This window comes from Dinoroseobacter sp. S375 (assembly GCF_049800775.1).
Classification (GTDB): Bacteria; Pseudomonadota; Alphaproteobacteria; order Rhodobacterales; family Rhodobacteraceae; genus Dinoroseobacter.
In genome coordinates this window covers 259,857-279,791 of the sequence record NZ_JBNAFR010000004.1, presented here as the reverse complement: position 1 = coordinate 279,791, position 19,935 = coordinate 259,857, and the positions used below count along the sequence as shown (strand labels likewise).

The following is a 19,935-nucleotide window of genomic DNA, read 5'->3' as shown; positions in this document are numbered from 1 at the left end:
GATCCCCAATCCTATGGTTTCGAATTTCCTGATATCTCTGCACCCGACGCGCGGGATCTTTTCGCGTCTTCGGGAGGCCTGGTCCGAGCTGCGCGCGGCCCATGCCATGGCGACCGAGTTTGCCGCCCTGAACGCGCTGACGGATACCGATCTCGCGCGGATGGGGCTGACCCGCGCCTGTCTGAAGCGGCATCTGCGGCAGAAAGCCAGTGCCAGAGTGCTCAGCGGACCCCATGGGGGCTGGCATGAGCGCGCCCCGGATCACACGCCTGAGCAGCGCTGAGGGGGCCACCGATCGCCTGAGCCTCGATTACGAGGGCCGGTTCCTGCGGCGCAAGCGGCTCGTCTCCGAGGGGGGGCGGGCCTTTGTGCTGGACCTGCCCGAAGTGGTCAGCCTCGGTCCCGAGCACGGGTTCGACCACCCCGATGGCACCCGGATCGCGGTGCAGGCCGCGCCCGAGGCGCTGCTGCGCGTGACCGGCGATCTCATCCGGCTGGCCTGGCATATCGGCAACCGTCACACACCCTGCCAAATCGCCGAGGATGCGCTGTTCATTCGCCATGACCATGTGCTGGCGGGGATGCTGCGGGGCCTGGGGGCGGAGGTCGCCGAGGTGACCGCGCCCTTCACGCCCGAGGGCGGCGCCTATGGCCATGGCCGGACCATGGGCCATGATCATGGACCGGCGGAGACGCAGAGCCACAGCCATGAACACGGGCACAGCCACGAACACGCACACGACCACGGCCATGAACACAGCCATGGTCACTCCCACGGGCACAACCATGACTGATGGCGTGGGGCGCGCCCTGCAAAGCCGGTTGAGCCTTGCCCAATGGCTCTCCCCCGGTTTTCCGGTGAGCGCTTATGCCTATTCCCACGGGCTCGAACAGGCGATCACCGCCGGGCAGATCCACGATGCGGACAGCCTGCGGATCTGGCTCGAAGGCCTGCTCATGGCCGGAAGCTGCCAGACCGACGGCCTGCTCGTGGCCCGCGCGGCCGCAGGGGATCCGTTGGAGGTCTTGGCCGAGGCGGCCGAGGCGCTCGCGACCTCGGCGGAGCGTTGGTCCGAGACCCGGGATCAGGGCGCGGCCTTCGTGCAGACGACCAACGCGCTATGCCCCGAGCAGCTCTCGCCGCTGCCCTATCCCGTTGCCGTCGGGGCGCGGGCCCGGTCCCTTGGCCTGCCGCCCGAGGAGGTCGTCGCGCTCTACCTGCAGGCGTTTCTGGGCGGTCTGATTTCCGGGGCCGTGCGCCTTATCCCGCTCGGGCAAACCGAGGGGCAGCGCGTGTCGCAGGCGCTGCATGACGCGATTTCTGCCGAAGCGACCCGTCTCGCGGCGCTGCCTCTGGAAGAGGTCGCCACAAGCGCCCTGCGCGGGGATCTCGCCGCCATGGGCCATGAAACACAAGAAGTCAGGATTTTCCGCACATGACCACGACCGAGACAGGACGCACACTCTCAGAAGAGCTGAACCCGGGCATGGAGGCCGCGCTGGAGGCTCGCTATGGCCATCTGGTGCCGGGGCTGGCCGAGGGCGTGGTGGATTTCGCCTATGGTCGGCAATATGCCCGGCCCGGGCTGCCCCTGCGCGAGCGCTACATCGCGACCATCGCGGCGCTGACCGCTCTGGGCGGGCAGACTAAGCCGCAGCTCAAGGTGAATATCGCGGGTGGGCGCAAGGCCGGTCTGAGCCAGCAGGAGATCGGCGAGGTGATCTGGCAGATGGCGCTTTATGGCGGATTTCCAAGCGCGATCAACGCGCTGAACGCGGCACTTGAAGTCTTTGCCGAGGAAGAGGAGGCCGGGGCGGATGTCTGAGAACGGACCGCTGCGGGTCGGGATCGGGGGGCCGGTCGGGGCAGGCAAGACCACGCTGACCGAACAGCTCTGCCGGGCGCTGCGTGACCGGTATTCGGTCGCAGTGATCACCAATGATATCTACACCTCCGAGGATGCGGAGTATCTGATGCGCGCGCAGGCCCTGCCGCTGGAGCGGATCCGCGGGGTCGAGACCGGGGGCTGCCCGCATACGGCGATCCGCGAGGATGCCTCGATCAATCTCGCGGCGGTGGCCGATCTCAGGGCGCGGTTTGCGGATCTGGACGTGATCCTGATCGAGAGCGGTGGAGACAATCTCGCCGCGACCTTCAGCCCCGAGCTGGCCGATCTGACGATCTACGTGATCGACACGGCAGCGGGGCAGGACATCCCGCGCAAGAAAGGACCGGGGCTGACGCGCTCGGATCTGCTTGTGATCAACAAGACGGATCTCGCGCCCTATGTGGGCGTGGATCGGAACCTGCTGCAGAGCGACGCACAGGCGGCGCGCGGGCCACGACCCTTCGTGATGGCGGCGCTGAAATCCGGGCAGGGCGTGCCCGAGATCGTCTCCTTTCTTGAGACCGAGGGCGGGCTCTGACCGGCCAGGTGGGCGTGCAAGACGGGTTGCAGGCCGGGTGCTGACGTGCGGTGATCGTGACACGTCATGGTGGCCGCTCCTGCGCCGCGTGATCGCTGCGCAGCGTCCTAAACCGGCTGCGTGGTCCTCCGAGAGCGGGTCGGTTGGGGGTGCGCGCGCATTTACGGGCCCGGCCCCCATGATGTAGGGCTGGACGCTGGGTGCGTTGGCGCAAGGCTGCGTCACGGGATCCCGCACCAGAACGGAGTTGACCCATGAGCACCCTCGCGCGATTTCAACCGGCTTTCCTGACATTGGCCGCGGTGGGGCTCACCCCGATTGCCTTGGGCTACGGCGCCGCACCCAATGTCACGCTGCCGTGGATGTTCGGGATCGATGCTTCGGCCGCGAACACGCGGCATATCTTTCGCGCGGTGATGGGCCTTTATCTGGCATTGGCGCTCTTCTGGCTCATGGGCGCTCGCAAGCCGGACCTGCGCATCCCCGCGCTCTGGAGCCTTGTGATCTTCATGGGCGGGCTGGCGGCGGGCCGGGCGCTCAGCCTCTTGCTGGATGGTCTGCCGCATCCGCTTCTGTTGATCTATCTGTTTCTGGAACTTGGCTTCTGCGCCTTGGGGTGGAAATTGCTGACCGACCGCTGAGCCCGGCGCAGGCGCGCCGGGATCGCAATGGGTCAAAGCGGCCCTTCGGCCATGTGGCACAGCATCTCGAACATCAGCGACGCGCCGAGATAGGCCGTCGCCCCGCTCGCATCAAAAGGCGGCGCCACCTCGACGAGATCCGCGCCGATGATATTCAGCCCGCGCAAAGCCCGCGCCACCTGCAGCGCCTGATAAGAGGTCGGCCCACCCACCTCGGGCGTCCCGGTTCCGGGCGCAAAGGCCGGGTCCACGAAATCAATGTCATAGGTGACATAGGTCGGGGCCGCGCCGACGATCTCGCGCGCCTCATCCATCACATGGGCAATGCCCCGCTCGAAAAACGCCTCGATCGGGATGATGGTGATCCCGACATCGCGGGCATAGTCGCGATCCTCGGTGCCATAGGCGGTGCCTCGGATCCCGATCTGCACCGTGCGCACCGGATCGATCAGCCCCTCTTCGATGGCGCGCCGGAACGGGGTGCCATGGGTGAATTTCGTCCCGCCGAAATACGTGTCGAAGAGATCCGTATGGCTGTCGAACTGGATCAGGCCCAGCGGACCCTCCGCCCCCAGCGCCCGCAGGATCGGCAGGGTGCACAGGTGATCGCCGCCCCCGGTCAGGGGGCGGATCCCGGCGGCCACAATATCACGGTAAAAGGCCGTGATCCGCGCCATGCTGTCTTCGAGCCCGGCGGGGTTCGGGGCCACATCCCCCAGATCGGCGCAATTCGCCAGACGGAACGGGGCCACGCCCGTCGCCCCGTGCTGGGCTCGGATCATCGTCGACATGTCGCGGATCTGTCGCGGCCCGTGTCGCGCGCCGGGCCGGTTCGTGGTGCCGCCATCCCAGGGCGTGCCGATCAGGCCGATCTCGACCTCGGCAAAGCGCGGATGATCCGGTGTCACCACCGGCAGGCGCATGAAGCTCGGTGCCCCGGCATAGCGCGGCAGCTCGGTCCCCGATACCGGATGAAAGAACGGATCGCTCATGCGGCACGCTGCGCGGTTGCCGTCAGCGCCCCCATCCCGATCAGCGTGCCACCCCCGGCACGGGTCAGCCAGCGCAGGGTCGAGGGGCGCCGGATCTGCGCCCGCAGCCGGTCAGCCAAAAGGGCATAGGCCAATGCGTTCAGCGTTGCGAGGGTCACGAATGTCCCGGTCAGCAGCGCGAATTGCGGCAGGAGCGGCGCCTGAGCATTCACGAATTGCGGCACGAAGGCGATGAAGAACGCGATGCTCTTGGGGTTCAGCGCGGTGACCGTGGTCGCGTGCAGGAAGGTCTCTCGCGGGCTGGCCTGCGCTGGCACCCCGGCCTCGAGCCCCGCGGAGGGCGGGCTGCGCAGAAGCTTGATCCCGAGCCAGACAAGATAGAGCGCGCCGACCCATTTCAGGGCCGTGAAGAGCGTGGCAGAGGTCATCACCAACGTGCCGAGCCCGGCGAGCGAGGCGCTCATGGCAATCAGATCGCCGAGGGCAACCCCGGCTGCGGTGCTCACGGCCACGCGGCGGCCCTGGCTCAGGGCATAGCTCAGCACCAGCAGGATGGTCGGGCCGGGGATCAGCAGCAGGAGGGTCGAGGCGACCACGAAGGCCAGCCAGGTTTCGACCGGCATGATAGAGAGGGACATGGGGGGCGGGTCTCCGAAAGTGTCTGCACACCCTAGGAGGCCCGCCCCGGCAGGATCAAGGGCTTAGGCGGCTTCGGGCGAGGCCTTGGTCCAAGCGAATTTCTGCATCACCTGATCCACCGGCGTGTCGGCCAGATGGTTGATGTAGTTGGACATCACCTTTTGCGCGATCCCCAGCACGACCTCGAGCACCTGCTCGCGGGTGAAGCCGGCATCGAGGAAGGCCTGCACCTCGGCCTCGGTCGCGTTGCCCCGGCTGCGCACCATGGTCAGGGTGAAATCCCGCAGCGCCTCGAGCCGCGGCGTCGGCAGGGGCGTCTCATTGCGCAGGGCCTCGGTGATCGCGTCATCGACCTTCATCATCTTCGCGATGCCCGTATGGGCGGGCACGCAGTAATGGCACGCATGCTCTACATTGATGCTCTGCCAGATCACCGTCAGCTCATCCGCGTCGAAGGTGGTCTCGGTGAAGAGCTTGTGGAGCAGCTGGTACGCTTCGAAGGTCTTGGGGCTTTCGGACATGACCGCGTGCAGGCCGGGGATCCGCCCGAAATTCTTCAGGGAGGTTTCCAGCAGGGGTTTGCTGGCATCCGGGGCGGTGTCCAGGTCGTGCAGAGTAAAATCGGTCATGGCAGCCTCTCTCGTGGCGGTATGGGTTGATGCGACAAGACATACCTTTCTTGAGTGATCGTTCAAGAATATATTTGAGCGATCACTCAAACGTCATCTGGCCTCGCCCCGAGGCTGGGCTAGAACGTAACCGGACCCGCTTTGCACAAAGGACCTGACATGGCCCGCCGCCCTTCCCATGACCGCGCCGCGACCCTTGACCGGGCGCGCGATCTTTTCTGGGCCAAGGGCTATCACGGGACCTCGCTCAAGGATCTTGAGGCCGCGCTGGATATGCGCCCGGGCTCGATCTATGCCGCGTTTCAGAACAAGGAGACCCTCTATGGGCTCACGCTGGAGCGGTATGCCGAGAGCGGGCAGGGCGGCTTTGCCGAGTTGCGCGCCGAGATGGGGCCGCTGGCCGCGCTCGAGACCCATATGCGCAACTTCGCGGATCTGTGCAGTCGCACGGGACCGGCCCGGGCCTGCATGCTGGTCAAGACGATCCTCGAGACCGCGGATGTGCCGGCCCTGCGCGCCCAGGCCGAGACGCTGATGGCCGAGACCGAGGCGATGTTCATCACCGCCTTTGCCGAGGCACGGGATCTGGGCGAGATCGCAGGCGAAAGCGATCCGACCACCCTCGGGCAACGCTATCAGGCCGAGATCGTGGGCCTGCGCGCCTATGCGCAGCGCTCTGACAGTGCCAAGGCGGTCGCGCAGCTTGCCCATGCCTTTGCCGACCGGATCGCCGAGTTGCGGGTGCGCGCCTGACCCCTTCGGGCACCTCGTGACGCGGGCTTGGCCGGTCCCGATCCGCTGGACCCGCGCCGCCTCAAAGCGTGGATCAGGGCCGGGCGGCGCGCGTCAGCCTTTCAGAACATCACGGGGGGATAGCATCTCGCGCCGCAGAAGGCCCTGCAGGCCGCGGGCGATGCATGTGGCGGTATCTGCGTCCGTCGGGGCCGGCGGCACATCGCAGAGCTCGGCGATTCCGCGCGGCTCGGTCCCATGGATCCGCTCCAGCGCAATCCCGGCCTTGTGCAGCAACGCGGCCGCGCTGCCGAACCGCCCCACCGGGATCGGAGGTTTGAACCCCGCCGCATAGCACCCGATGGCCATCAGGTGCAGCTCATCCTTGCCCCAGGACAAGAGCCGCCCGCCACCGCTCAGCCGGTCGAGGGCCAAGAGGGCCTCGGGCACATTCATGCTCTGACGGGCGATCATCGTCTCGGTGATCCCGGTGCGCGCAGTGAACTCCGGATCCAGCGCGATCGGCTGGCCCGTGCGGTCCAGCGGGCGCAGCAGGTACTGCGCACCCGTGCCCAGCTCGAAGGGCGATGTCAGAAAAAGCGGCACCGCCGTGATCCGCACCACGATCGGGTCCGGATCAAGGGGGCCCCGCCACAGGCGCGCGCGCGCCTCCTCGGTCTCGAGAAGCGCGCAGTCAAAAATGGTGACGTAACGGGCGTCCGGATCCACCTAGAAGAACGCCTGCAGGCCCGTCTGGGCCCGGCCGAGGATCAGCGCATGCACGTCATGGGTGCCTTCATAGGTGTTCACCGTCTCGAGGTTCACCATATGGCGCATGACCTGAAACTCTTCCGAGATCCCGTTGCCGCCATGCATGTCCCGGGCCATCCGCGCCATCTCCAGCGCCTTGCCGCAATTGTTGCGCTTCAGCAGGCTGATCATCTCGGGCGCGGCACGCCCCTCATCCATCAGGCGGCCGACGCGCAGGGCCGTTTGCAGGCCAAGGGCGATCTCGGTCTGCATATCGGCAAGCTTCTTCTGGAAAAGCTGGGTCTGGGCGAGGGGGCGTTTGAACTGGTGCCGGTCGAGCCCGTATTGCCGCGCCGCGTGCCAGCAGAATTCCGACGCGCCCATCACGCCCCAGCCGATGCCATAGCGCGCGCGGTTCAGACAGCCGAACGGACCTTTGAGCCCCTCAACCCCGGGCAGGAGCGCATCTTCGCCCAGCTCGACTCCGTCCATGACGATCTCGCCGGTCACCGAGGCGCGCAAGCTCAGCTTGCCGCCCACCTTGGGCGCGCTCAGCCCGGCCATGCCCTTGTCGAGCACGAAACCCCGGATCTTGCCGCCATGGGCCTCGGACTTGGCCCAGACTACGAAGACATCGGCGATGGGCGCGTTCGAGATCCACATCTTGGACCCGGTCAGCTTGTATCCCGTGGCGGTCTTTTCCGCGCGGGTCTTCATGCCCGCCGGGTCCGAGCCCGCATCGGGTTCGGTCAGCCCGAAGCAGCCGATCAGCGTCCCGGCCGCCAGCCCGGGCAGGTATTTCTGCCGCTGCTCTTCCGTTCCATAGGCATAGATCGGGTACATCACGAGCGAGGATTGCACGGACATCATCGAGCGATAGCCGCTGTCGATCCGTTCGATCTCGCGCGCGACAAGGCCGTAGGCCACATAGGACCCCCCGAGCCCGCCATAGGCCTCGGGCACGGTCACACCGAGCAGGCCCGCCGCGCCCATTTCGGCAAAAATCTCGGGCGCTACCGTGGCCTCGCGATAGGCGTCGATGATGCGCGGTGCGAGCTTGTCCGCCGCAAAGGCCGCGGCCCCGTCGCGCAGCATGCGCTCCTCTTCGCTGAGCTGATCTTCCAGCCGCAACGGGTCTGCCCAATCGAACCGCGACAGGTCCGGGGCGTCCTTCTGGGTGATCGGGGTCGTGACGTTCATTGCATCCTCCTGCGCCTCGGCGGGAACATAGCGCGCCGGGGCGCGGGCGTCCATCAAAGCGCGGCGCGGCGCCGCAGTGCGCGTCGGGCCGTCTCCGCCTTTAGGCGGGCTTGACCCCGGGGGGCGGCCATGCAGGGTGAGGGCAACGGAGGAGCCGATGAGCAAAGCATTCACCAGTATCGACCATGTGCAGGAGGTGCTGGGCACCCAGAACTATGTCTGTGGCCGCCCTCTCGCGACCGTGGTCTTTCTGGCCACCACCCTGGGCCGCCCGATCTTTCTCGAGGGCGAGGCGGGCGTGGGCAAGACCGAAATCGCCAAGGCCATGGCCGCAGCCCTCGGCAAGCGCCTGATCCGGCTGCAATGCTATGAGGGGCTCGATGCCTCCTCGGCGGTCTATGAATGGAACTTCCCGGCCCAGATGGTCGCGATCCGCACAGCGGAGGCTGCGGGCGGCGCGGACCGACAAGCGCTCCAGACCGAGCTCTTTTCCGACGAATACCTCATCGAGCGCCCGCTGCTCGAAGCCATGCGCCCGCAAGAGGGCGGCGCGCCGGTCCTGCTGATCGACGAGATCGACCGCACGGATGAACCCTTCGAGGCCTTCCTGCTCGAGGCGCTGTCGGATTACCAGGTGACCATCCCCGAACTGGGAACCGTCGCCGCCGCCGAGCCGCCCCTCGTGGTGCTCACCTCGAACCGCACGCGCGAGGTCCATGACGCCCTGAAGCGCCGCTGCCTCTATCACTGGGTCGATTACCCGGAATTCGAACGCGAGATCGCCATCCTGCAGGCCCGCGCCCCCGAGGCCGCCGAAGCGCTCAGCCGTGAAGTCGTGGCCTTTGTCCAGCGCCTGCGCACCGAGGATCTCTTCAAAAAACCAGGCGTGGCAGAAACCATCGACTGGGCGAAATGCCTGCTGGCCCTCGATGTGCTGGAGCTCAGCCCCGAGGTCATCGCAGACACGCTCGGTGCGATCCTGAAATACCAGGACGACATTCAGAAACTCGAAGGCTCGGCCGCAAAACAAATCCTTGAAGAGGTCCGCGCCGAATTGGCCCCCGCATGACAGACCTGCGCCCCGCCCATCTTAAGTCCGGAAATATCCCCGGGGGGCACGGGGGGCAGGCAGCCCCCCGCCGTGCCGCGCGGACGGACCCCTGATCCATGGCGGAATTCCTTGATCTCGACCTGCCCGATGATCCCAAGCTGGGCCATAACATCACCTATTTCGCCCGGGCCCTGCGGGCGGCGGGGCTCCCGGTAGGGCCGGGTCGGGTGATCGACGCTGTCAAGGCGGTGCAGGCGGCGGGTTTCACGAACCAGCGGGATTTCTACTTCACCCTGCAGGCCTGCTTCGTCTCGCGCCCCGAGCAGCGCGCGGTCTTCCACCAGGTCTTTCGGCTCTACTGGCGCGACCCGCGCTACATGGAACAGATGATGTCCTTCCTGACGCCCATGGTCCGCGGCGTCGCCGAGGAACGCAAGGCCAAGGCCGCCGAGAAACGCGCCGCCGAGGCGTTGCTCGATGGGGTGGATCGCGACCTGCCGGACATGCCCGAGATGGAGGATGAGGGCACCGAGATCGAGATCGACGCCTCCCGCACCATGTCGAGCCAGGAACGGCTCCAGACCCTCGATTTCGAGCAAATGTCGAATTCGGAAATGGCCGAGGCCAAGCGCCTGATCGCCCAGCTCAGCCTGCCGGTGAAACCCCTGCGGTCGCGCCGGACCAAGGCCGACCCGTTCGGGGCGCGCGCCGATTGGCAGCGCACCATGCGCGAGGCCATGCGCAAGGGCGGCGAGATCCACCATCTGGCCACCAAGGCCCCGCGTATCCGCTGGCCCAATCTGGTCTGTCTCTGCGATATCTCGGGCTCCATGTCCCAGTATTCCCGCGCCGTGCTCCACTTCCTGCATGCGGTCAGCAACGCCAAAGGGGCGGGCTGGGCCAAGGTCCATGCCTTCACCTTCGGCACACGGTTGACCAACATCACCCGCCACCTGCATCAGCGCGACGTGGATGCGGCCCTCGCTGCCGCCGGGGCCGAGGCGCAAGACTGGGAAGGGGGCACGCGGATCGGCGCCTGCCTCAAGGAGTTCAACCACGACTGGTCGCGCCGGGTGCTGGGCACGGGCTCGGTGGTGCTTCTGATCACCGATGGGCTCGACAGGGACGATCCGGGCGCGCTTGAATTCGAGATGACCCGCCTGCACCTCTCGGCGCGCAAGCTCATCTGGATCAACCCGCTCCTGCGCTGGGACGGGTTCGCGCCCAAGGCGGCGGGGATCATGGCGATGCTGCCCCATGTGGACAGCTTCCGCGCGGGCCACAACATCGCTTCGCTGCAGGCCCTCTCGGAAGCGATCTCGCGCGAGGATGATCAGGGCGAGAAGGCGCGCCTCATGGCGATGATGCGCGCGGCCTAAGCCGGGCGCAGCGCTGCCGCCCTAAGGGACAGGCCGAGAGCCACCAGTACCACCAGCCCGCCCACCAGCGGCAGCACGGCCAGCCCGCCCCAGGCCACCACGACCCCGCCCAGGGCCGCCCCGAGCGCTTGACCGGCAAAGAGGATCGAGGAATTCGCCGGCAGGATCACCGTCGCATAGTCCGGGGCCGCCTCCACCAGTCTGGCCTGCTGGGCCGTGTTGATGCCAAAGACCGTCGCCCCCCAGAGAATGATCGCCAGCCCCGCTGCCACGGGCTGACCCGCCGTGCCCATGAGCGCCAGCAGGCTCAGCGCCGTCAGCGCCACCGCCCCATGGGTCACGCGGCCCGCGCCGAACCGGTCCACCGCCCAGCCTGCGGCGAAATTCCCGATCAGGCTGGCCAGCCCGAAGACAAAGAGCATCCCGGCGATCCCCTCGGTCGCCAGCCCGGTCACCCCGCTCAGATAGGGTCCGAAAAAGGCAAAGAGCACGAAGCATCCCCCGATCTGGAAGGCGGTCACGCTAAGGAGCAGACCGACACTGGACTGGCGCAGCGCCGCGCCCCACCGCGCAAGGCTCGCCGGCGGCAGCATCAGGCCCTTGGGCACGCCCCACCACAGCGCCAGCACGGCCCCGAGGCTCGCAACGCTCAGCCCCGCAAGCATCTCGCGCCAGCCAAGCGCCAGCCCGACCCATGTGCCGAGGGGCACGCCAAAGACGCTGGCGATGGTCATGCCGCCAAAGACAAGCGCGATGGCGCGGCCGCGCTGTGCGGGCGGCACGAGACTTGCCGCGACGGCCACCGCCGTGGGCGAAAAGATCGCCGCCGCCAGCCCGCCCAGCATCCGAGCGGCCATAAGCACCTCGTAAGTCGGGGCCAGCGCGCTGAGAAGGCTCGCCACCGCAAAGAGCAGCAAGCCCGCGGCCAGCACCTTGGACCGGTCAAACCGCCCGGTCAGCGTTGCCATCACCGGCGCGCCGAGCGCGAAGGCAAGGGCATAGACCGTGGTGACCTGTCCGGCGGCGGAGACGGTGATCCCCAGATCCGCGGCGATCGGGTCGAGAATGCCGGACATCACCATCGTGCCGGTGCCGATCACCACATTGCCGAGGGTCAGGTAGAAAAGTCGGGGATCCATTGCGCCACTCGTTCCGGGGATCCGGCGATCATCTCCGCTTTCGCGCCCGGGGGGAAGGCGGCTATGGTCTTAGAGGCGCAGATCCCGGGTCAGGCGATCAGGCGGGGTGCCGCGCCCATGTCGAGCCCGGGAAAGACCAGCGTCTCCAGCGCCGAGCGCGGCAGGTTCATGTGATCGCGCAGAACCCAGGCGGCCATGGCCCGCAGGTCCCGCGTGGGCATCAGGTCGCGATCCTGAAAGAGCGCGCCTTCGCGCAGGCCGGGCCAGTCGCTCAGGACCCGTCCACCCGCCAGCGCCCCACCGGCAAAGAGCGCGGCCCCGCCCGTCCCGTGATCGGTCCCGCCGGACCCGTTGAGCCGGGCCGTGCGCCCGAACTCGGTCACCGCCATGACCACGGTCCGGGACCAATCCAGGCCGAGCGTGTCTCGCAGGACGGTGATCGCGGTGACCAGTTCGGACAGGGCCCGGGGCAGCGTGCGGTCCTGCCGGGCATGGGTGTCCCAGCCGCCGAGCGAAAAGGCCGCGATCCGGGTGTCCTCGCGCAGGCGCTGGGCGGTGAAACGGGCCAGCGCCTCGGCCCGCCGGGCCTTGTTGGCCGAGATCGGGCCGTCGCCTTCGAGGGCGGCGAGGGCCTCGGCCTCCGCATGGGCCTGGGCAAAGAGCGGGTCCTGAGCATAGATCCGCTCCAGCAGCAGATCCGCCTGCGGTGTCAGGTCGAGCGCGGCATCGGGGGCCCAGGTCGAGATCTCCTGCTGCCCCCGCAAAAGCATCAGCGTCGTGTAGCCCACGGCGAAAGCCGTCTCGGCCCGCGCGCCCTGCATCTGCGCCACGGCCCGGTTCAGCCAGCCGTCTCCGGCCGGGGTCAGCTGCCCCTCGGCATCATTGCCGCCGTTTTCCAGCACGTCCTGCCCGTCGAAATGGCTGCGCCGGTCGCGATACGGGGTCGAGACCGCATGGGCGGCGGCGAACTCGCCTGCCTGCCAGAGCGGCAGCAACGGCGCGAGCGCCGGGTGCAGGGCGAACATCCCGTCCAGGGCCAGACCCTCCTGCGCCAGATCGGGGCGCAGGGCCTTGAGCCCCGGATCGCCCAGAGGCCGTATCGCGTCGAGCCCGTCCATCCCCCCGCGCAGCACGATCACCACCAGCCGCGCGTCGCCGGGCGTCGCGGCAAAGGTCACCGGCGTCATCAACGGGGTCGCTGCGAGCGAGCAGCCCAGGGCAAGGCCAGAGCGCAGAACCTGTCGGCGATGGATCGTCATGGCATGCTCCTCAGCTTCTCAACGGCGGTTGAACTCGGGACTGGCCAGCACCAGCGTCAGCCCGTCCCGGCGGCTCTCGGCACCGGCGACGGCGCTGCGCAGCACCGCCGAGGCGCGCGGACCCAGAGCTGCGTTCAGAAAGGCACGGGGGTCATGGTCGCCCAAGTGGCGCGCGCTGAAATCCTGCGCCCATCGCAGCCGCGCGGCGAGCCCCACGGGCGTGATCCATGTCTCGGGATCCTCGGCCCAGCCATCGGGGCCATCGGGCCGCCAGGGCAGTTGCCCCATGCGCGCCTGCTGGTTCAGCAGATCCCGCGCGATCACACCGGGCCGTTGCGCCATGATCTGCGCGGCATCGAACCCCGCACTCCGGCAAGCCGCCGCGATCAACTCGAAGGGTTGGCGCACCTTGGCAAAGGCTGGGGTCCAGGCCCGCTTGTCCTGCAGCATCGCCTCGTAAAGCGCCATGAGCGATGTGTCCGCGCCGAGATAGGCCTCGGCCATGGCCCCCACCAGATCCGCAGGCGCAGGCGCGCCGATGAAATGCACCACCAGTTTGCGGGCCAGATGCCGGGCCGTGTCGGGATGGGCGGCCAGATCGTCCAGCGCCGCCAGAACCGGGGCGAGCTCTGCATCATCACCCCCATAGCGCTGACCCAGCACCGTTTCTGCGCCCGGCTCGGCCCGCAGGGGGCGAAAGCGGAACCCCTCCGCATCCCAGTGCAGCCCGGTGAGAAGCTCGGCAAACTCGCGCACATCGGCTTGGGCATAGCTGGCATCGACCCCCAGCGTGTGCAGCTCGAGGATCTCGCGGGCGAGGTTTTCGTTCAGCCCGAGCCCGCGCTGCCGGCCCGCGCGGCTATTGGGGCCGAAACTGCGGGTCTGATCCAGATAGAGCAGCATGGCGGGATGGGTGCTCGCCGCGCGCAGCATGTCGCGAAACCGCCCGGTGATATGGGGCGCGATGGCTTGAGTGTGAAAATGCGGCAGGAGGAGCTTGAGCGTCGCGTCCTGCGCCTGGATCGTGAAATGGTCGTCCCAGAACGCCCGCAGCCGCTGGTCGAACCCGACCGGGGCGCCAACCGCCGCGCTCAGCCGGATCTTGTGATCGCGCAGGCGCAGCTCCCGGTAGGCGGTGTTGATCTTGCGATTGCGGGCCTCGGCCCCCGCCACCTGCGCGCGGCGGTCCTTGCGTGCGGCGCGGCGCTCGCGCAGCAGGGCATGGCGGTCGTCCCAGTCATCCCGCGCCGCCGGGCCGATCTCGGCAAGCGAGGCCAGAAGCCCCGCCGCATCCCCGGGGCCCGCGCCATCGGGGGCAGGGCCATAGCCGAAACGAAAGGCAGCAAGGGTCGCGGGGGGGATCATCTCGGGCTCCGGCGGTCACGGCGTGGTCCTAGTCTACCACGTCAGATGGGGGTTGTCGGGCCGGGATGCCAGTCGCGCCGCGCGCCCGTGCAAGAATTCGCCCAGCCCGGGACCGCCCCGAGCCGCCCGCCGCCTCTGGTCCCCCGCACGGCTTTGGGTCATAGTCGGCACCGGGAGGAGTAACATGCCGATTTCACATGATGATATGCCGGAACAGGCGCTCGCATGGCACCGCGCGGGCAAGGGGGCCGTGATCGCCACCGTGGTCGAGACCTGGGGTTCGGCCCCGCGCCCCGTGGGCAGCCAGCTTGTGATCTCGGGCGAGGCGGAGCTTGCGGGCTCGGTCTCGGGCGGATGTGTCGAAGGGGCCGTGGTCGCCGAGGCGCTCGACGCGCTGGAGAGCGGCAAGGCCAGCTCCATGCGCTTTGGTGTCAGCGATGACGAAGCCTTTGCCGTGGGCCTCGCCTGCGGCGGGGAGATCCGGGTGATCGTGGAACCTGTGGGCCCCCATATCGACCCCGCGATGCTGGCCGAGCTGGTCGAGGCCCGCGCCGCGCGCGTGCCCATCGCCTTGGCCGTGGCCCCCGAGACATGGGAGCGACGTCTGGTGCGCCCGGGCACCGAAGACCCGCTGGCCGAGGCGCTGGCGGTCCGGGCGCGGGCCGACAAGTCGGGGTTCGAGGGCGCGTGGTTTCTGGGCCTGCACAACCCGCCCTTGCGCATGGTTGTGGTGGGGGCGGTGCATATCGCCCAACCGCTGCTGATCATGGCGCGGCTGGCGGGCTATGACCCGGTGCTGATCGACCCGCGCGCCGCCTTCGGATCCGAGAGCCGCTTTCCCGGCGAGACGATCCTCGATGACTGGCCCGATGCGGCGCTTGAGGCCCATGGGCTGGATGCACGCACGGCGGTCGTGACCCTGACCCATGACCCCAAGCTGGACGATCCGGCGATCCGCGTGGCGCTGGCGTCCGAGTGTTTCTACCTCGGCTGCCTCGGCTCGACCCGGACCCATGGCAAGCGGGTGACACGGCTGGAAGAGGCCGGGTTCTCCGAAGCTCAGATCGGGCGCATCCACGCGCCGGTGGGGCTGGATATCGGGGCGAAATCCCCCGCTGAGATCGCCATTTCGATCATGGCCGAGATCACCGATCGTCTGCGGAAAGCACCATGAAATTCGGATCCGTCCCGCTGTCGGACGCGGAGGGCGGGCTGCTCGCCCATGCCCAGAAATTGCCCTCCGGCAAGATCGCCAAGGGCACCGTGCTGAGCGCCGGGATGCTGGCGGACATGGCCGCTGCCGGGCTGAGCGAGGTGATCGTCGCCCGGATGGAGCCGGGGGATGTGGACGAGAACACTGCTGCGGCCGGGGTGGCCGATACCCTGCGCGCAGCGGATCAACAGGCCGCGCTGCGGCTGACCGCGCCCTTCACCGGGCGCGTGAATATCGTCGCGGAAGCCTCTGGTATTGTTGAGATAGATGTGAGTGCCATCGCGGCATTGAACTCGGTCAATCCGATGATCACCCTGGCGACGGTGCCGCAATATGCCCGTGTGACGCCCGGCATGCTGGTGGGGACGGTCAAGATCATCGCCTATGGCGTGGCCGAGGCGGATATGCTGGCTGCGGCGCGCGCCGGTACAGGGGCCCTGCGCCTGCGCCCTGCGGTCCATGGCAGCGCGGGGCTGGTACTGACCGAGCTCGGGCCCGAGGATGCGCGCCTGCGCGACAAGAGCATCGCGGCCATCGAGACGCGGCTGACCCAGCTTGGCATGACCCTAAGCGAGACCCGCAGCGTGCCCCATCGCGCCGACGAGATCGGCGCGGCCATGGCCGGGATTTCCGGGGACATGGCGCTGCTGCTCACGGCTTCGGCCACCTCGGACCCGGCGGATGTGGGGCCCGAGGGGGTGCGCGCGGCAGGCGGCACCGTGACCCGGTTCGGCATGCCGGTGGATCCGGGCAACCTGCTGTTTCTGGGGGAGATCGGGGCCCGGCCCGTGATCGGCCTGCCGGGCTGCGCGCGCTCGCCCGCGCTCAACGGGGCGGATTGGGTACTGGAACGGGTCGCCTGTGGCGTGCCCGTCAGCGGCGCGGATATCGCGGCAATGGGGGTCGGGGGGCTTCTGAAGGAGATCCCGTCGCGGCCGCAACCGCGCCGGGCGCAACGCCCGAAGGCCTAGCGCAAGGCGCTAGCGGTCGGCGGCGATGCTCTCATCGAACTTGATCGACTCGCCGCATCCGCAGGCATCGACCACATTCGGGTTGCGGAACTTGAAGCCACTCTCGAGCAGGGAGGTCTCGTAATCGATCTCGGTCCCGAACAGGAACATCTGCGCCATGGGCGCGATCAGAACGCGGGCCTCGCCAACCTCGACCACCTCGTCATTGGGATCGACCTCGTCCACGTAATCCATGGTGTATTCCATGCCCGCGCAGCCGCCTTTCTTGACCCCGATGCGCAGGCCCTGCTTGTCGCCCTTGGCCATCAGGCGGGCGATGTGACCGGCGGCGCGCTCGGTGATCGTGACAGGAGGTTGGCCCGGAATGCCGAACATGGCGAAGGTCCTTCTAGCGGTTCTATCCAGATGTAGGGGCGGCACGGCCTCGGCTCAAGCCACCCCGGATCGGCGGTTACATGAAGCCCAGCTCGAGACGGGCTTCGTCGGACATCATTTCCATGCCCCAGGGCGGCTCCCAGGTGAGCGCGACATTGACCTGCTTGACCCCGGGCAGGGGCTCGACCGCCTCGGCGATCCAGCCGGGCATCTCGCCCGCCACCGGACAGCCCGGTGCGGTCAGGGTCATGATGATATCGACTTCGGACGCCTCGTTGATCTCGATCGTGTAAACCAGCCCGAGGTCGTAGATGTTGACCGGAATTTCCGGGTCAAACACCGTGCGACAGGCCTCGACGATCTGCTCGTGCAGAGGATGGTCCGTGGAAGAGGGCCGGATCATCGGCGTCCCTTCCATGGGAGAGGTTTCAACACTCATTTCAGATCTCACAGTAATGTTGACCAAAGATATAAGGATTTAGCCGGTCGGCGTAAAGGTGTGCTAACGCGTCGAACGCACCACGCTGCGCAACCACTGGTTCCGGGCGGTGTTGTCGTTACGCACATGCCAGATCATGTCATGGGTGATTGCCGGCAGGGTGACCGGCGGCACGCTGTACTCAAACTCTTTGAACACAGTGGCATGGAGCCGTTGCGGCATGGTCGCCACGTAATCCGATCCGCGCATCAGCTCGGCCAGCGCATAGGAATTCGGCGCTGTCATGTAAATCCGCCGGATCACACCTTGTTTCTCAAGGGCGATCTCGACGGCGCTTTTCATGGAGGCGCCGAAATCGAGGGCCGCGTGCTTGGCCTCGGCAAAGGCCATCTCGGTCGTGACCGGGCCACGTTTGTCCGGGCTGTAATAGCAGACCGACCGATCCGCATAGAGCCGTTCGGCCATCAGGAGCGACGGGTAGTTCGCCATGCTCACCGCCAGCACCAGATCGGCCGCCCCCGAGGACAGCATCTCGGCCGAGTTGGAGCGCGAGCCCATGTCCAGAAAGTGGATGCTGGCATGGGGGGCCGCGGCGCGGATCCGGGTTTTGATGTCGCTGAGCTTGGGCATGATCTCGGTGACATTGGTGGCAATCCGGATCTCGCCCGTGTCCTGGGCGGGGTCGTATTTTGCCGAGGTGCGCAGCCCCTCAAGCCCGATCAGTACCGCGCGGACCCGCGGGGCGAGGTCCTTGGCGGCATCCGTGGGCGTGATTCCACGGCCCGATTTGACAAAAAGAGGATCACCCAAGGCCTTGCGCAACCGCTCCAGCCCGTGGCTCGCCGTCGATTGGGTGATGCCAAGCTGATCGGCGGCGCGACTGACCGACACCGTGTCGAACACCGATAGAAAAAGCTTTAGCTGTCGCCCATCGAGCCCGTAAATATCCTGTTCTTTCATAGCCCTAGCTCGCAAGCTCCCTCTCGCAGAGACACCTGATCCCAGCAAGGATCAAGCGTCAAAGGTTGATCTTGTTACCTGGGCGGTGCGTCCGTGAGTGTGTGATGGAACAGCGGAGCCCAATCAGTCGTATCGATGAATGCAATACATCTATGATCATGCATCAATTGATCTGATCTAACAAGAGTGAGAAGGTCAGGAACGAGGATTCTGCCAAAGCGCGTGCCCCAAGCGCACAACCCGGAACAATCGGGACGGCAGACAGGAGGAGAGACGGATGACACAGAACCATCACGCGTCCCAAGCCTATCGACGCGAAGTGGCCGAGCCCCCGGCGCCCCCGGGCGCGGATCTGAACTGGCTGCCCGATGAATTGCGCAATCTGCTCTATCTGGCGGAGCGGTCCGGCTTGCGCTCCACGGCGCGGGATCTGCGCTTTGCCGTGCGCAGCGCCGAGGTCGAGCTGCGCCAGACCGCCGGTCTGCCCCCGCTGGACTAGCGCACGGGCAAGGTTGGGCGGCGGATTGCGCCCTGCGGCGGCACGGGATGTCAGTTTTCGCGTGACGCCCCCGCGGCGGGGTCGTAACAGCAGCCCATGACCACTGACCGTTTTCGCTATACCAAACTGGCCCAGGATGGCCGTGCCCGGCTCGGGCGGATCGACACGCCGCGCGGTGAGATCCGCACACCGGCTTTCATGCCCGTGGGCACCGCTGCCACCGTCAAGGCCATGCGCCCCGAGAGCGTGCGCGAGACCGGGGCGGACATCCTGCTGGGCAATACCTATCACCTGATGCTGCGCCCCACGGCGGAGCGGATCGACCGGCTGGGCGGGTTGCATGCCTTCATGAACTGGGACCGTCCGATCCTGACGGATTCCGGCGGGTTTCAGGTCATGAGCCTTACAGGGCTGCGCAAGCTCACCGAAGAGGGCGTGACCTTCAAGAGCCATATCGATGGCTCCAAGCATATGCTGAGCCCGGAACGCTCCATGGAGATCCAGAAGCTGCTCGGCTCGGATATCGTCATGTGTTTCGATGAATGCCCGGCACTGCCCGCGGATCGCAAGCGCATCAATGAGAGCATGCAGCTCTCCATGCGGTGGGCGGCGCGGTCGCGGGACGCGTTCGGGGACCGGCCTGGCCATGCGCTGTTCGGGATCCAGCAGGGTGGGCTCGAGGAAGACCTGCGCGGTGAGAGCGCCGAAGCCCTGCGCGCCATCGAGTTTGATGGCTACGCGGTGGGCGGGCTCGCGGTGGGCGAGGGGCAGGAGGCGATGTTCGGCGTGCTCGATTACGCGCCCGGCATGTTGCCCGAGGACAAGCCGCGCTACCTGATGGGCGTGGGCAAGCCCGATGATCTGGTGGGCGGGGTGAAGCGCGGGATCGACATGTTCGACTGCGTGCTGCCATCCCGGTCCGGGCGGACGGGACAGGTTTTTACCCGCAACGGCGTGGTGAACATCAAGAATGCCCGCCATGCGGATGATCCGCGCCCGCTGGACGAAGCCTGCAGCTGTCCGGCCTGCACGCGCTATAGCCGGGCCTATCTGCACCATGTGTTCCGGGCGGGCGAGATCCTGTCCTCAATGCTGCTGACCTGGCACAACCTGCACTATTATCAGGAGCTGATGGCGGAGATGCGGGCCGCGATCGAGGCCGGGGATTTCGACGGGTTCGAGGCCCGGTTTCACGCGCAGCGCGCCGATGGGGACATCCCGCCGCTGTGAGGTCCTGGGGCGCTGCCCCAGACCCCGGAGTATTTGAGGAACAAT

Annotated in this window: 24 protein-coding genes; 13 read left to right on the top strand and 11 right to left on the bottom strand. The window is 67.3% G+C overall.

Annotated elements, in window-relative coordinates:
• Positions 1-13: 13 nt before the first annotated feature.
• From ACP150_RS11970 to ACP150_RS11945, 6 genes are all read left to right on the top strand, one after another.
• Positions 14-283 (top strand): hypothetical protein, encoded by a 270-nt coding sequence (locus ACP150_RS11970; protein WP_424966866.1) that lies wholly within the window; start codon positions 14-16, stop codon positions 281-283.
• On the top strand, positions 246-794 hold the full coding sequence (locus ACP150_RS11965) for an urease accessory protein UreE (RefSeq protein ID WP_424966865.1): 549 nt from the start codon (positions 246-248) through the stop codon (positions 792-794). Before ACP150_RS11970 ends, ACP150_RS11965 begins: the two co-directional genes overlap by 38 nt.
• Positions 787-1,440 carry an urease accessory protein UreF gene (locus ACP150_RS11960; protein ID WP_424966964.1) on the top strand — a complete coding sequence of 218 codons (654 nt, stop codon included), beginning with the start codon at positions 787-789 and terminating at the stop codon, positions 1,438-1,440. The genes ACP150_RS11965 and ACP150_RS11960 overlap by 8 nt, the downstream gene beginning before the upstream one ends.
• Positions 1,437-1,826 (top strand): carboxymuconolactone decarboxylase family protein, encoded by a 390-nt coding sequence (locus tag ACP150_RS11955; RefSeq protein WP_424966864.1) that lies wholly within the window; start codon positions 1,437-1,439, stop codon positions 1,824-1,826. Before ACP150_RS11960 ends, ACP150_RS11955 begins: the two co-directional genes overlap by 4 nt.
• A complete protein-coding gene (gene ureG, locus ACP150_RS11950; RefSeq protein WP_424966863.1) occupies positions 1,819-2,427 on the top strand; it encodes an urease accessory protein UreG in 609 nt (202 codons plus the stop codon). The genes ACP150_RS11955 and ureG overlap by 8 nt, the downstream gene beginning before the upstream one ends.
• 254 nt (positions 2,428-2,681) lie before the next feature.
• Positions 2,682-3,068 carry a DUF4345 domain-containing protein gene (locus tag ACP150_RS11945; protein ID WP_424966862.1) on the top strand — a complete coding sequence of 129 codons (387 nt, stop codon included), beginning with the start codon at positions 2,682-2,684 and terminating at the stop codon, positions 3,066-3,068.
• 32 nt (positions 3,069-3,100) lie between these two features.
• On the opposite strand, the gene speB is transcribed toward ACP150_RS11945, so the two are convergent.
• From speB to ACP150_RS11930, 3 genes are all read right to left on the bottom strand, one after another.
• Complete coding sequence (gene speB / locus ACP150_RS11940) at positions 3,101-4,060, bottom strand: agmatinase (RefSeq protein WP_424966861.1); 960 nt, start codon at positions 4,058-4,060, stop codon at positions 3,101-3,103.
• On the bottom strand, positions 4,057-4,683 hold the full coding sequence (locus ACP150_RS11935; protein ID WP_424966963.1) for a LysE family translocator: 627 nt from the start codon (positions 4,681-4,683) through the stop codon (positions 4,057-4,059). The genes speB and ACP150_RS11935 overlap by 4 nt, the downstream gene beginning before the upstream one ends.
• Positions 4,684-4,761: 78 nt before the next feature.
• Positions 4,762-5,328: a carboxymuconolactone decarboxylase family protein gene (locus tag ACP150_RS11930; RefSeq protein ID WP_424966860.1), complete on the bottom strand. Its 567-nt coding sequence runs from the start codon at positions 5,326-5,328 to the stop codon at positions 4,762-4,764.
• A 159-nt stretch (positions 5,329-5,487) separates the two neighbouring features.
• Between ACP150_RS11930 and ACP150_RS11925 the strand changes: the two genes are divergently transcribed.
• Positions 5,488-6,081, top strand: coding sequence for a TetR/AcrR family transcriptional regulator (locus ACP150_RS11925; RefSeq protein WP_424966859.1), 594 nt, complete (start codon positions 5,488-5,490; stop codon positions 6,079-6,081).
• Positions 6,082-6,174: 93 nt separating this feature from the next.
• Here the strand turns inward: ACP150_RS11925 and ACP150_RS11920 are convergent, their stop codons facing one another.
• Positions 6,175-6,789: a hypothetical protein gene (locus ACP150_RS11920; protein WP_424966857.1), complete on the bottom strand. Its 615-nt coding sequence runs from the start codon at positions 6,787-6,789 to the stop codon at positions 6,175-6,177.
• Positions 6,790-8,010: an acyl-CoA dehydrogenase gene (locus tag ACP150_RS11915; protein WP_424966856.1), complete on the bottom strand. Its 1,221-nt coding sequence runs from the start codon at positions 8,008-8,010 to the stop codon at positions 6,790-6,792.
• A gap of 157 nt (positions 8,011-8,167) precedes the next feature.
• Between ACP150_RS11915 and ACP150_RS11910 the strand changes: the two genes are divergently transcribed.
• Both ACP150_RS11910 and ACP150_RS11905 read left to right on the top strand, forming a co-directional pair.
• Positions 8,168-9,079: an AAA family ATPase gene (locus ACP150_RS11910; RefSeq protein WP_424966855.1), complete on the top strand. Its 912-nt coding sequence runs from the start codon at positions 8,168-8,170 to the stop codon at positions 9,077-9,079.
• A gap of 98 nt (positions 9,080-9,177) precedes the next feature.
• Positions 9,178-10,440 (top strand): vWA domain-containing protein, encoded by a 1,263-nt coding sequence (locus ACP150_RS11905; protein ID WP_424966854.1) that lies wholly within the window; start codon positions 9,178-9,180, stop codon positions 10,438-10,440.
• Here ACP150_RS11905 and ACP150_RS11900 read toward each other — a convergent pair.
• The 3 genes from ACP150_RS11900 to ACP150_RS11890 form a co-directional block, all read right to left on the bottom strand.
• Positions 10,437-11,579: an MFS transporter gene (locus ACP150_RS11900; protein WP_424966853.1), complete on the bottom strand. Its 1,143-nt coding sequence runs from the start codon at positions 11,577-11,579 to the stop codon at positions 10,437-10,439. The genes ACP150_RS11905 and ACP150_RS11900 overlap by 4 nt on opposite strands.
• A gap of 89 nt (positions 11,580-11,668) precedes the next feature.
• On the bottom strand, positions 11,669-12,838 hold the full coding sequence (locus tag ACP150_RS11895; protein WP_424966852.1) for a DUF1501 domain-containing protein: 1,170 nt from the start codon (positions 12,836-12,838) through the stop codon (positions 11,669-11,671).
• Between the two features lie 18 nt (positions 12,839-12,856).
• Positions 12,857-14,203, bottom strand: coding sequence for a DUF1800 domain-containing protein (locus ACP150_RS11890; RefSeq protein ID WP_424966851.1), 1,347 nt, complete (start codon positions 14,201-14,203; stop codon positions 12,857-12,859).
• A 184-nt stretch (positions 14,204-14,387) separates the two neighbouring features.
• On the opposite strand from ACP150_RS11890, the gene ACP150_RS11885 reads away from it, so the two are divergent.
• On the top strand, positions 14,388-15,377 hold the full coding sequence (locus ACP150_RS11885; RefSeq protein WP_424966850.1) for an XdhC family protein: 990 nt from the start codon (positions 14,388-14,390) through the stop codon (positions 15,375-15,377).
• Complete coding sequence (locus ACP150_RS11880; protein ID WP_424966849.1) at positions 15,374-16,387, top strand: molybdopterin-binding protein; 1,014 nt, start codon at positions 15,374-15,376, stop codon at positions 16,385-16,387. Before ACP150_RS11885 ends, ACP150_RS11880 begins: the two co-directional genes overlap by 4 nt.
• A gap of 9 nt (positions 16,388-16,396) precedes the next feature.
• On the opposite strand, the gene ACP150_RS11875 is transcribed toward ACP150_RS11880, so the two are convergent.
• From ACP150_RS11875 to ACP150_RS11865, 3 genes are all read right to left on the bottom strand, one after another.
• A complete protein-coding gene (locus ACP150_RS11875) occupies positions 16,397-16,762 on the bottom strand; it encodes a HesB/IscA family protein (RefSeq protein WP_424966848.1) in 366 nt (121 codons plus the stop codon).
• Positions 16,763-16,838: 76 nt separating this feature from the next.
• Positions 16,839-17,201: an SUF system Fe-S cluster assembly protein gene (locus tag ACP150_RS11870; RefSeq protein ID WP_424966847.1), complete on the bottom strand. Its 363-nt coding sequence runs from the start codon at positions 17,199-17,201 to the stop codon at positions 16,839-16,841.
• A 63-nt stretch (positions 17,202-17,264) separates the two neighbouring features.
• On the bottom strand, positions 17,265-18,161 hold the full coding sequence (locus ACP150_RS11865; RefSeq protein WP_424966846.1) for a LysR family transcriptional regulator: 897 nt from the start codon (positions 18,159-18,161) through the stop codon (positions 17,265-17,267).
• A 277-nt stretch (positions 18,162-18,438) separates the two neighbouring features.
• Here ACP150_RS11865 and ACP150_RS11860 point away from each other — a divergent pair, with 277 nt between their 5' ends.
• Both ACP150_RS11860 and tgt read left to right on the top strand, forming a co-directional pair.
• Positions 18,439-18,660 (top strand): hypothetical protein, encoded by a 222-nt coding sequence (locus tag ACP150_RS11860; RefSeq protein ID WP_424966845.1) that lies wholly within the window; start codon positions 18,439-18,441, stop codon positions 18,658-18,660.
• 96 nt (positions 18,661-18,756) lie between these two features.
• Positions 18,757-19,890 carry a tRNA guanosine(34) transglycosylase Tgt gene (gene tgt, locus ACP150_RS11855; protein WP_424966844.1) on the top strand — a complete coding sequence of 378 codons (1,134 nt, stop codon included), beginning with the start codon at positions 18,757-18,759 and terminating at the stop codon, positions 19,888-19,890.
• The last annotated feature ends 45 nt before the right edge of the window (positions 19,891-19,935 follow it).

Bases quoted from the DNA above. Each gene is read 5' to 3' on its own strand.
- ACP150_RS11970 (WP_424966866.1), top strand. From the start codon at position 14: ATGGTTTCGAATTTCCTGATATCTCTGCACCCGACGCGCGGGATCTTT.
- ACP150_RS11965 (WP_424966865.1), top strand. From the start codon at position 246: ATGAGCGCGCCCCGGATCACACGCCTGAGCAGCGCTGAGGGGGCCACC.
- ACP150_RS11960 (WP_424966964.1), top strand. From the start codon at position 787: ATGACTGATGGCGTGGGGCGCGCCCTGCAAAGCCGGTTGAGCCTTGCC.
- ACP150_RS11955 (WP_424966864.1), top strand. From the start codon at position 1,437: ATGACCACGACCGAGACAGGACGCACACTCTCAGAAGAGCTGAACCCG.
- ureG (WP_424966863.1), top strand. From the start codon at position 1,819: ATGTCTGAGAACGGACCGCTGCGGGTCGGGATCGGGGGGCCGGTCGGG.
- ACP150_RS11945 (WP_424966862.1), top strand. From the start codon at position 2,682: ATGAGCACCCTCGCGCGATTTCAACCGGCTTTCCTGACATTGGCCGCG.
- speB (WP_424966861.1), bottom strand. From the start codon at position 4,060: ATGAGCGATCCGTTCTTTCATCCGGTATCGGGGACCGAGCTGCCGCGC.
- ACP150_RS11935 (WP_424966963.1), bottom strand. From the start codon at position 4,683: ATGCCGGTCGAAACCTGGCTGGCCTTCGTGGTCGCCTCGACCCTCCTG.
- ACP150_RS11930 (WP_424966860.1), bottom strand. From the start codon at position 5,328: ATGACCGATTTTACTCTGCACGACCTGGACACCGCCCCGGATGCCAGC.
- ACP150_RS11925 (WP_424966859.1), top strand. From the start codon at position 5,488: ATGGCCCGCCGCCCTTCCCATGACCGCGCCGCGACCCTTGACCGGGCG.
- ACP150_RS11915 (WP_424966856.1), bottom strand. From the start codon at position 8,010: ATGAACGTCACGACCCCGATCACCCAGAAGGACGCCCCGGACCTGTCG.
- ACP150_RS11910 (WP_424966855.1), top strand. From the start codon at position 8,168: ATGAGCAAAGCATTCACCAGTATCGACCATGTGCAGGAGGTGCTGGGC.
- ACP150_RS11905 (WP_424966854.1), top strand. From the start codon at position 9,178: ATGGCGGAATTCCTTGATCTCGACCTGCCCGATGATCCCAAGCTGGGC.
- ACP150_RS11900 (WP_424966853.1), bottom strand. From the start codon at position 11,579: ATGGATCCCCGACTTTTCTACCTGACCCTCGGCAATGTGGTGATCGGC.
- ACP150_RS11895 (WP_424966852.1), bottom strand. From the start codon at position 12,838: ATGACGATCCATCGCCGACAGGTTCTGCGCTCTGGCCTTGCCCTGGGC.
- ACP150_RS11890 (WP_424966851.1), bottom strand. From the start codon at position 14,203: ATGATCCCCCCCGCGACCCTTGCTGCCTTTCGTTTCGGCTATGGCCCT.
- ACP150_RS11885 (WP_424966850.1), top strand. From the start codon at position 14,388: ATGCCGATTTCACATGATGATATGCCGGAACAGGCGCTCGCATGGCAC.
- ACP150_RS11880 (WP_424966849.1), top strand. From the start codon at position 15,374: ATGAAATTCGGATCCGTCCCGCTGTCGGACGCGGAGGGCGGGCTGCTC.
- ACP150_RS11875 (WP_424966848.1), bottom strand. From the start codon at position 16,762: ATGTTCGGCATTCCGGGCCAACCTCCTGTCACGATCACCGAGCGCGCC.
- ACP150_RS11870 (WP_424966847.1), bottom strand. From the start codon at position 17,201: ATGAGTGTTGAAACCTCTCCCATGGAAGGGACGCCGATGATCCGGCCC.
- ACP150_RS11865 (WP_424966846.1), bottom strand. From the start codon at position 18,161: ATGAAAGAACAGGATATTTACGGGCTCGATGGGCGACAGCTAAAGCTT.
- ACP150_RS11860 (WP_424966845.1), top strand. From the start codon at position 18,439: ATGACACAGAACCATCACGCGTCCCAAGCCTATCGACGCGAAGTGGCC.
- tgt (WP_424966844.1), top strand. From the start codon at position 18,757: ATGACCACTGACCGTTTTCGCTATACCAAACTGGCCCAGGATGGCCGT.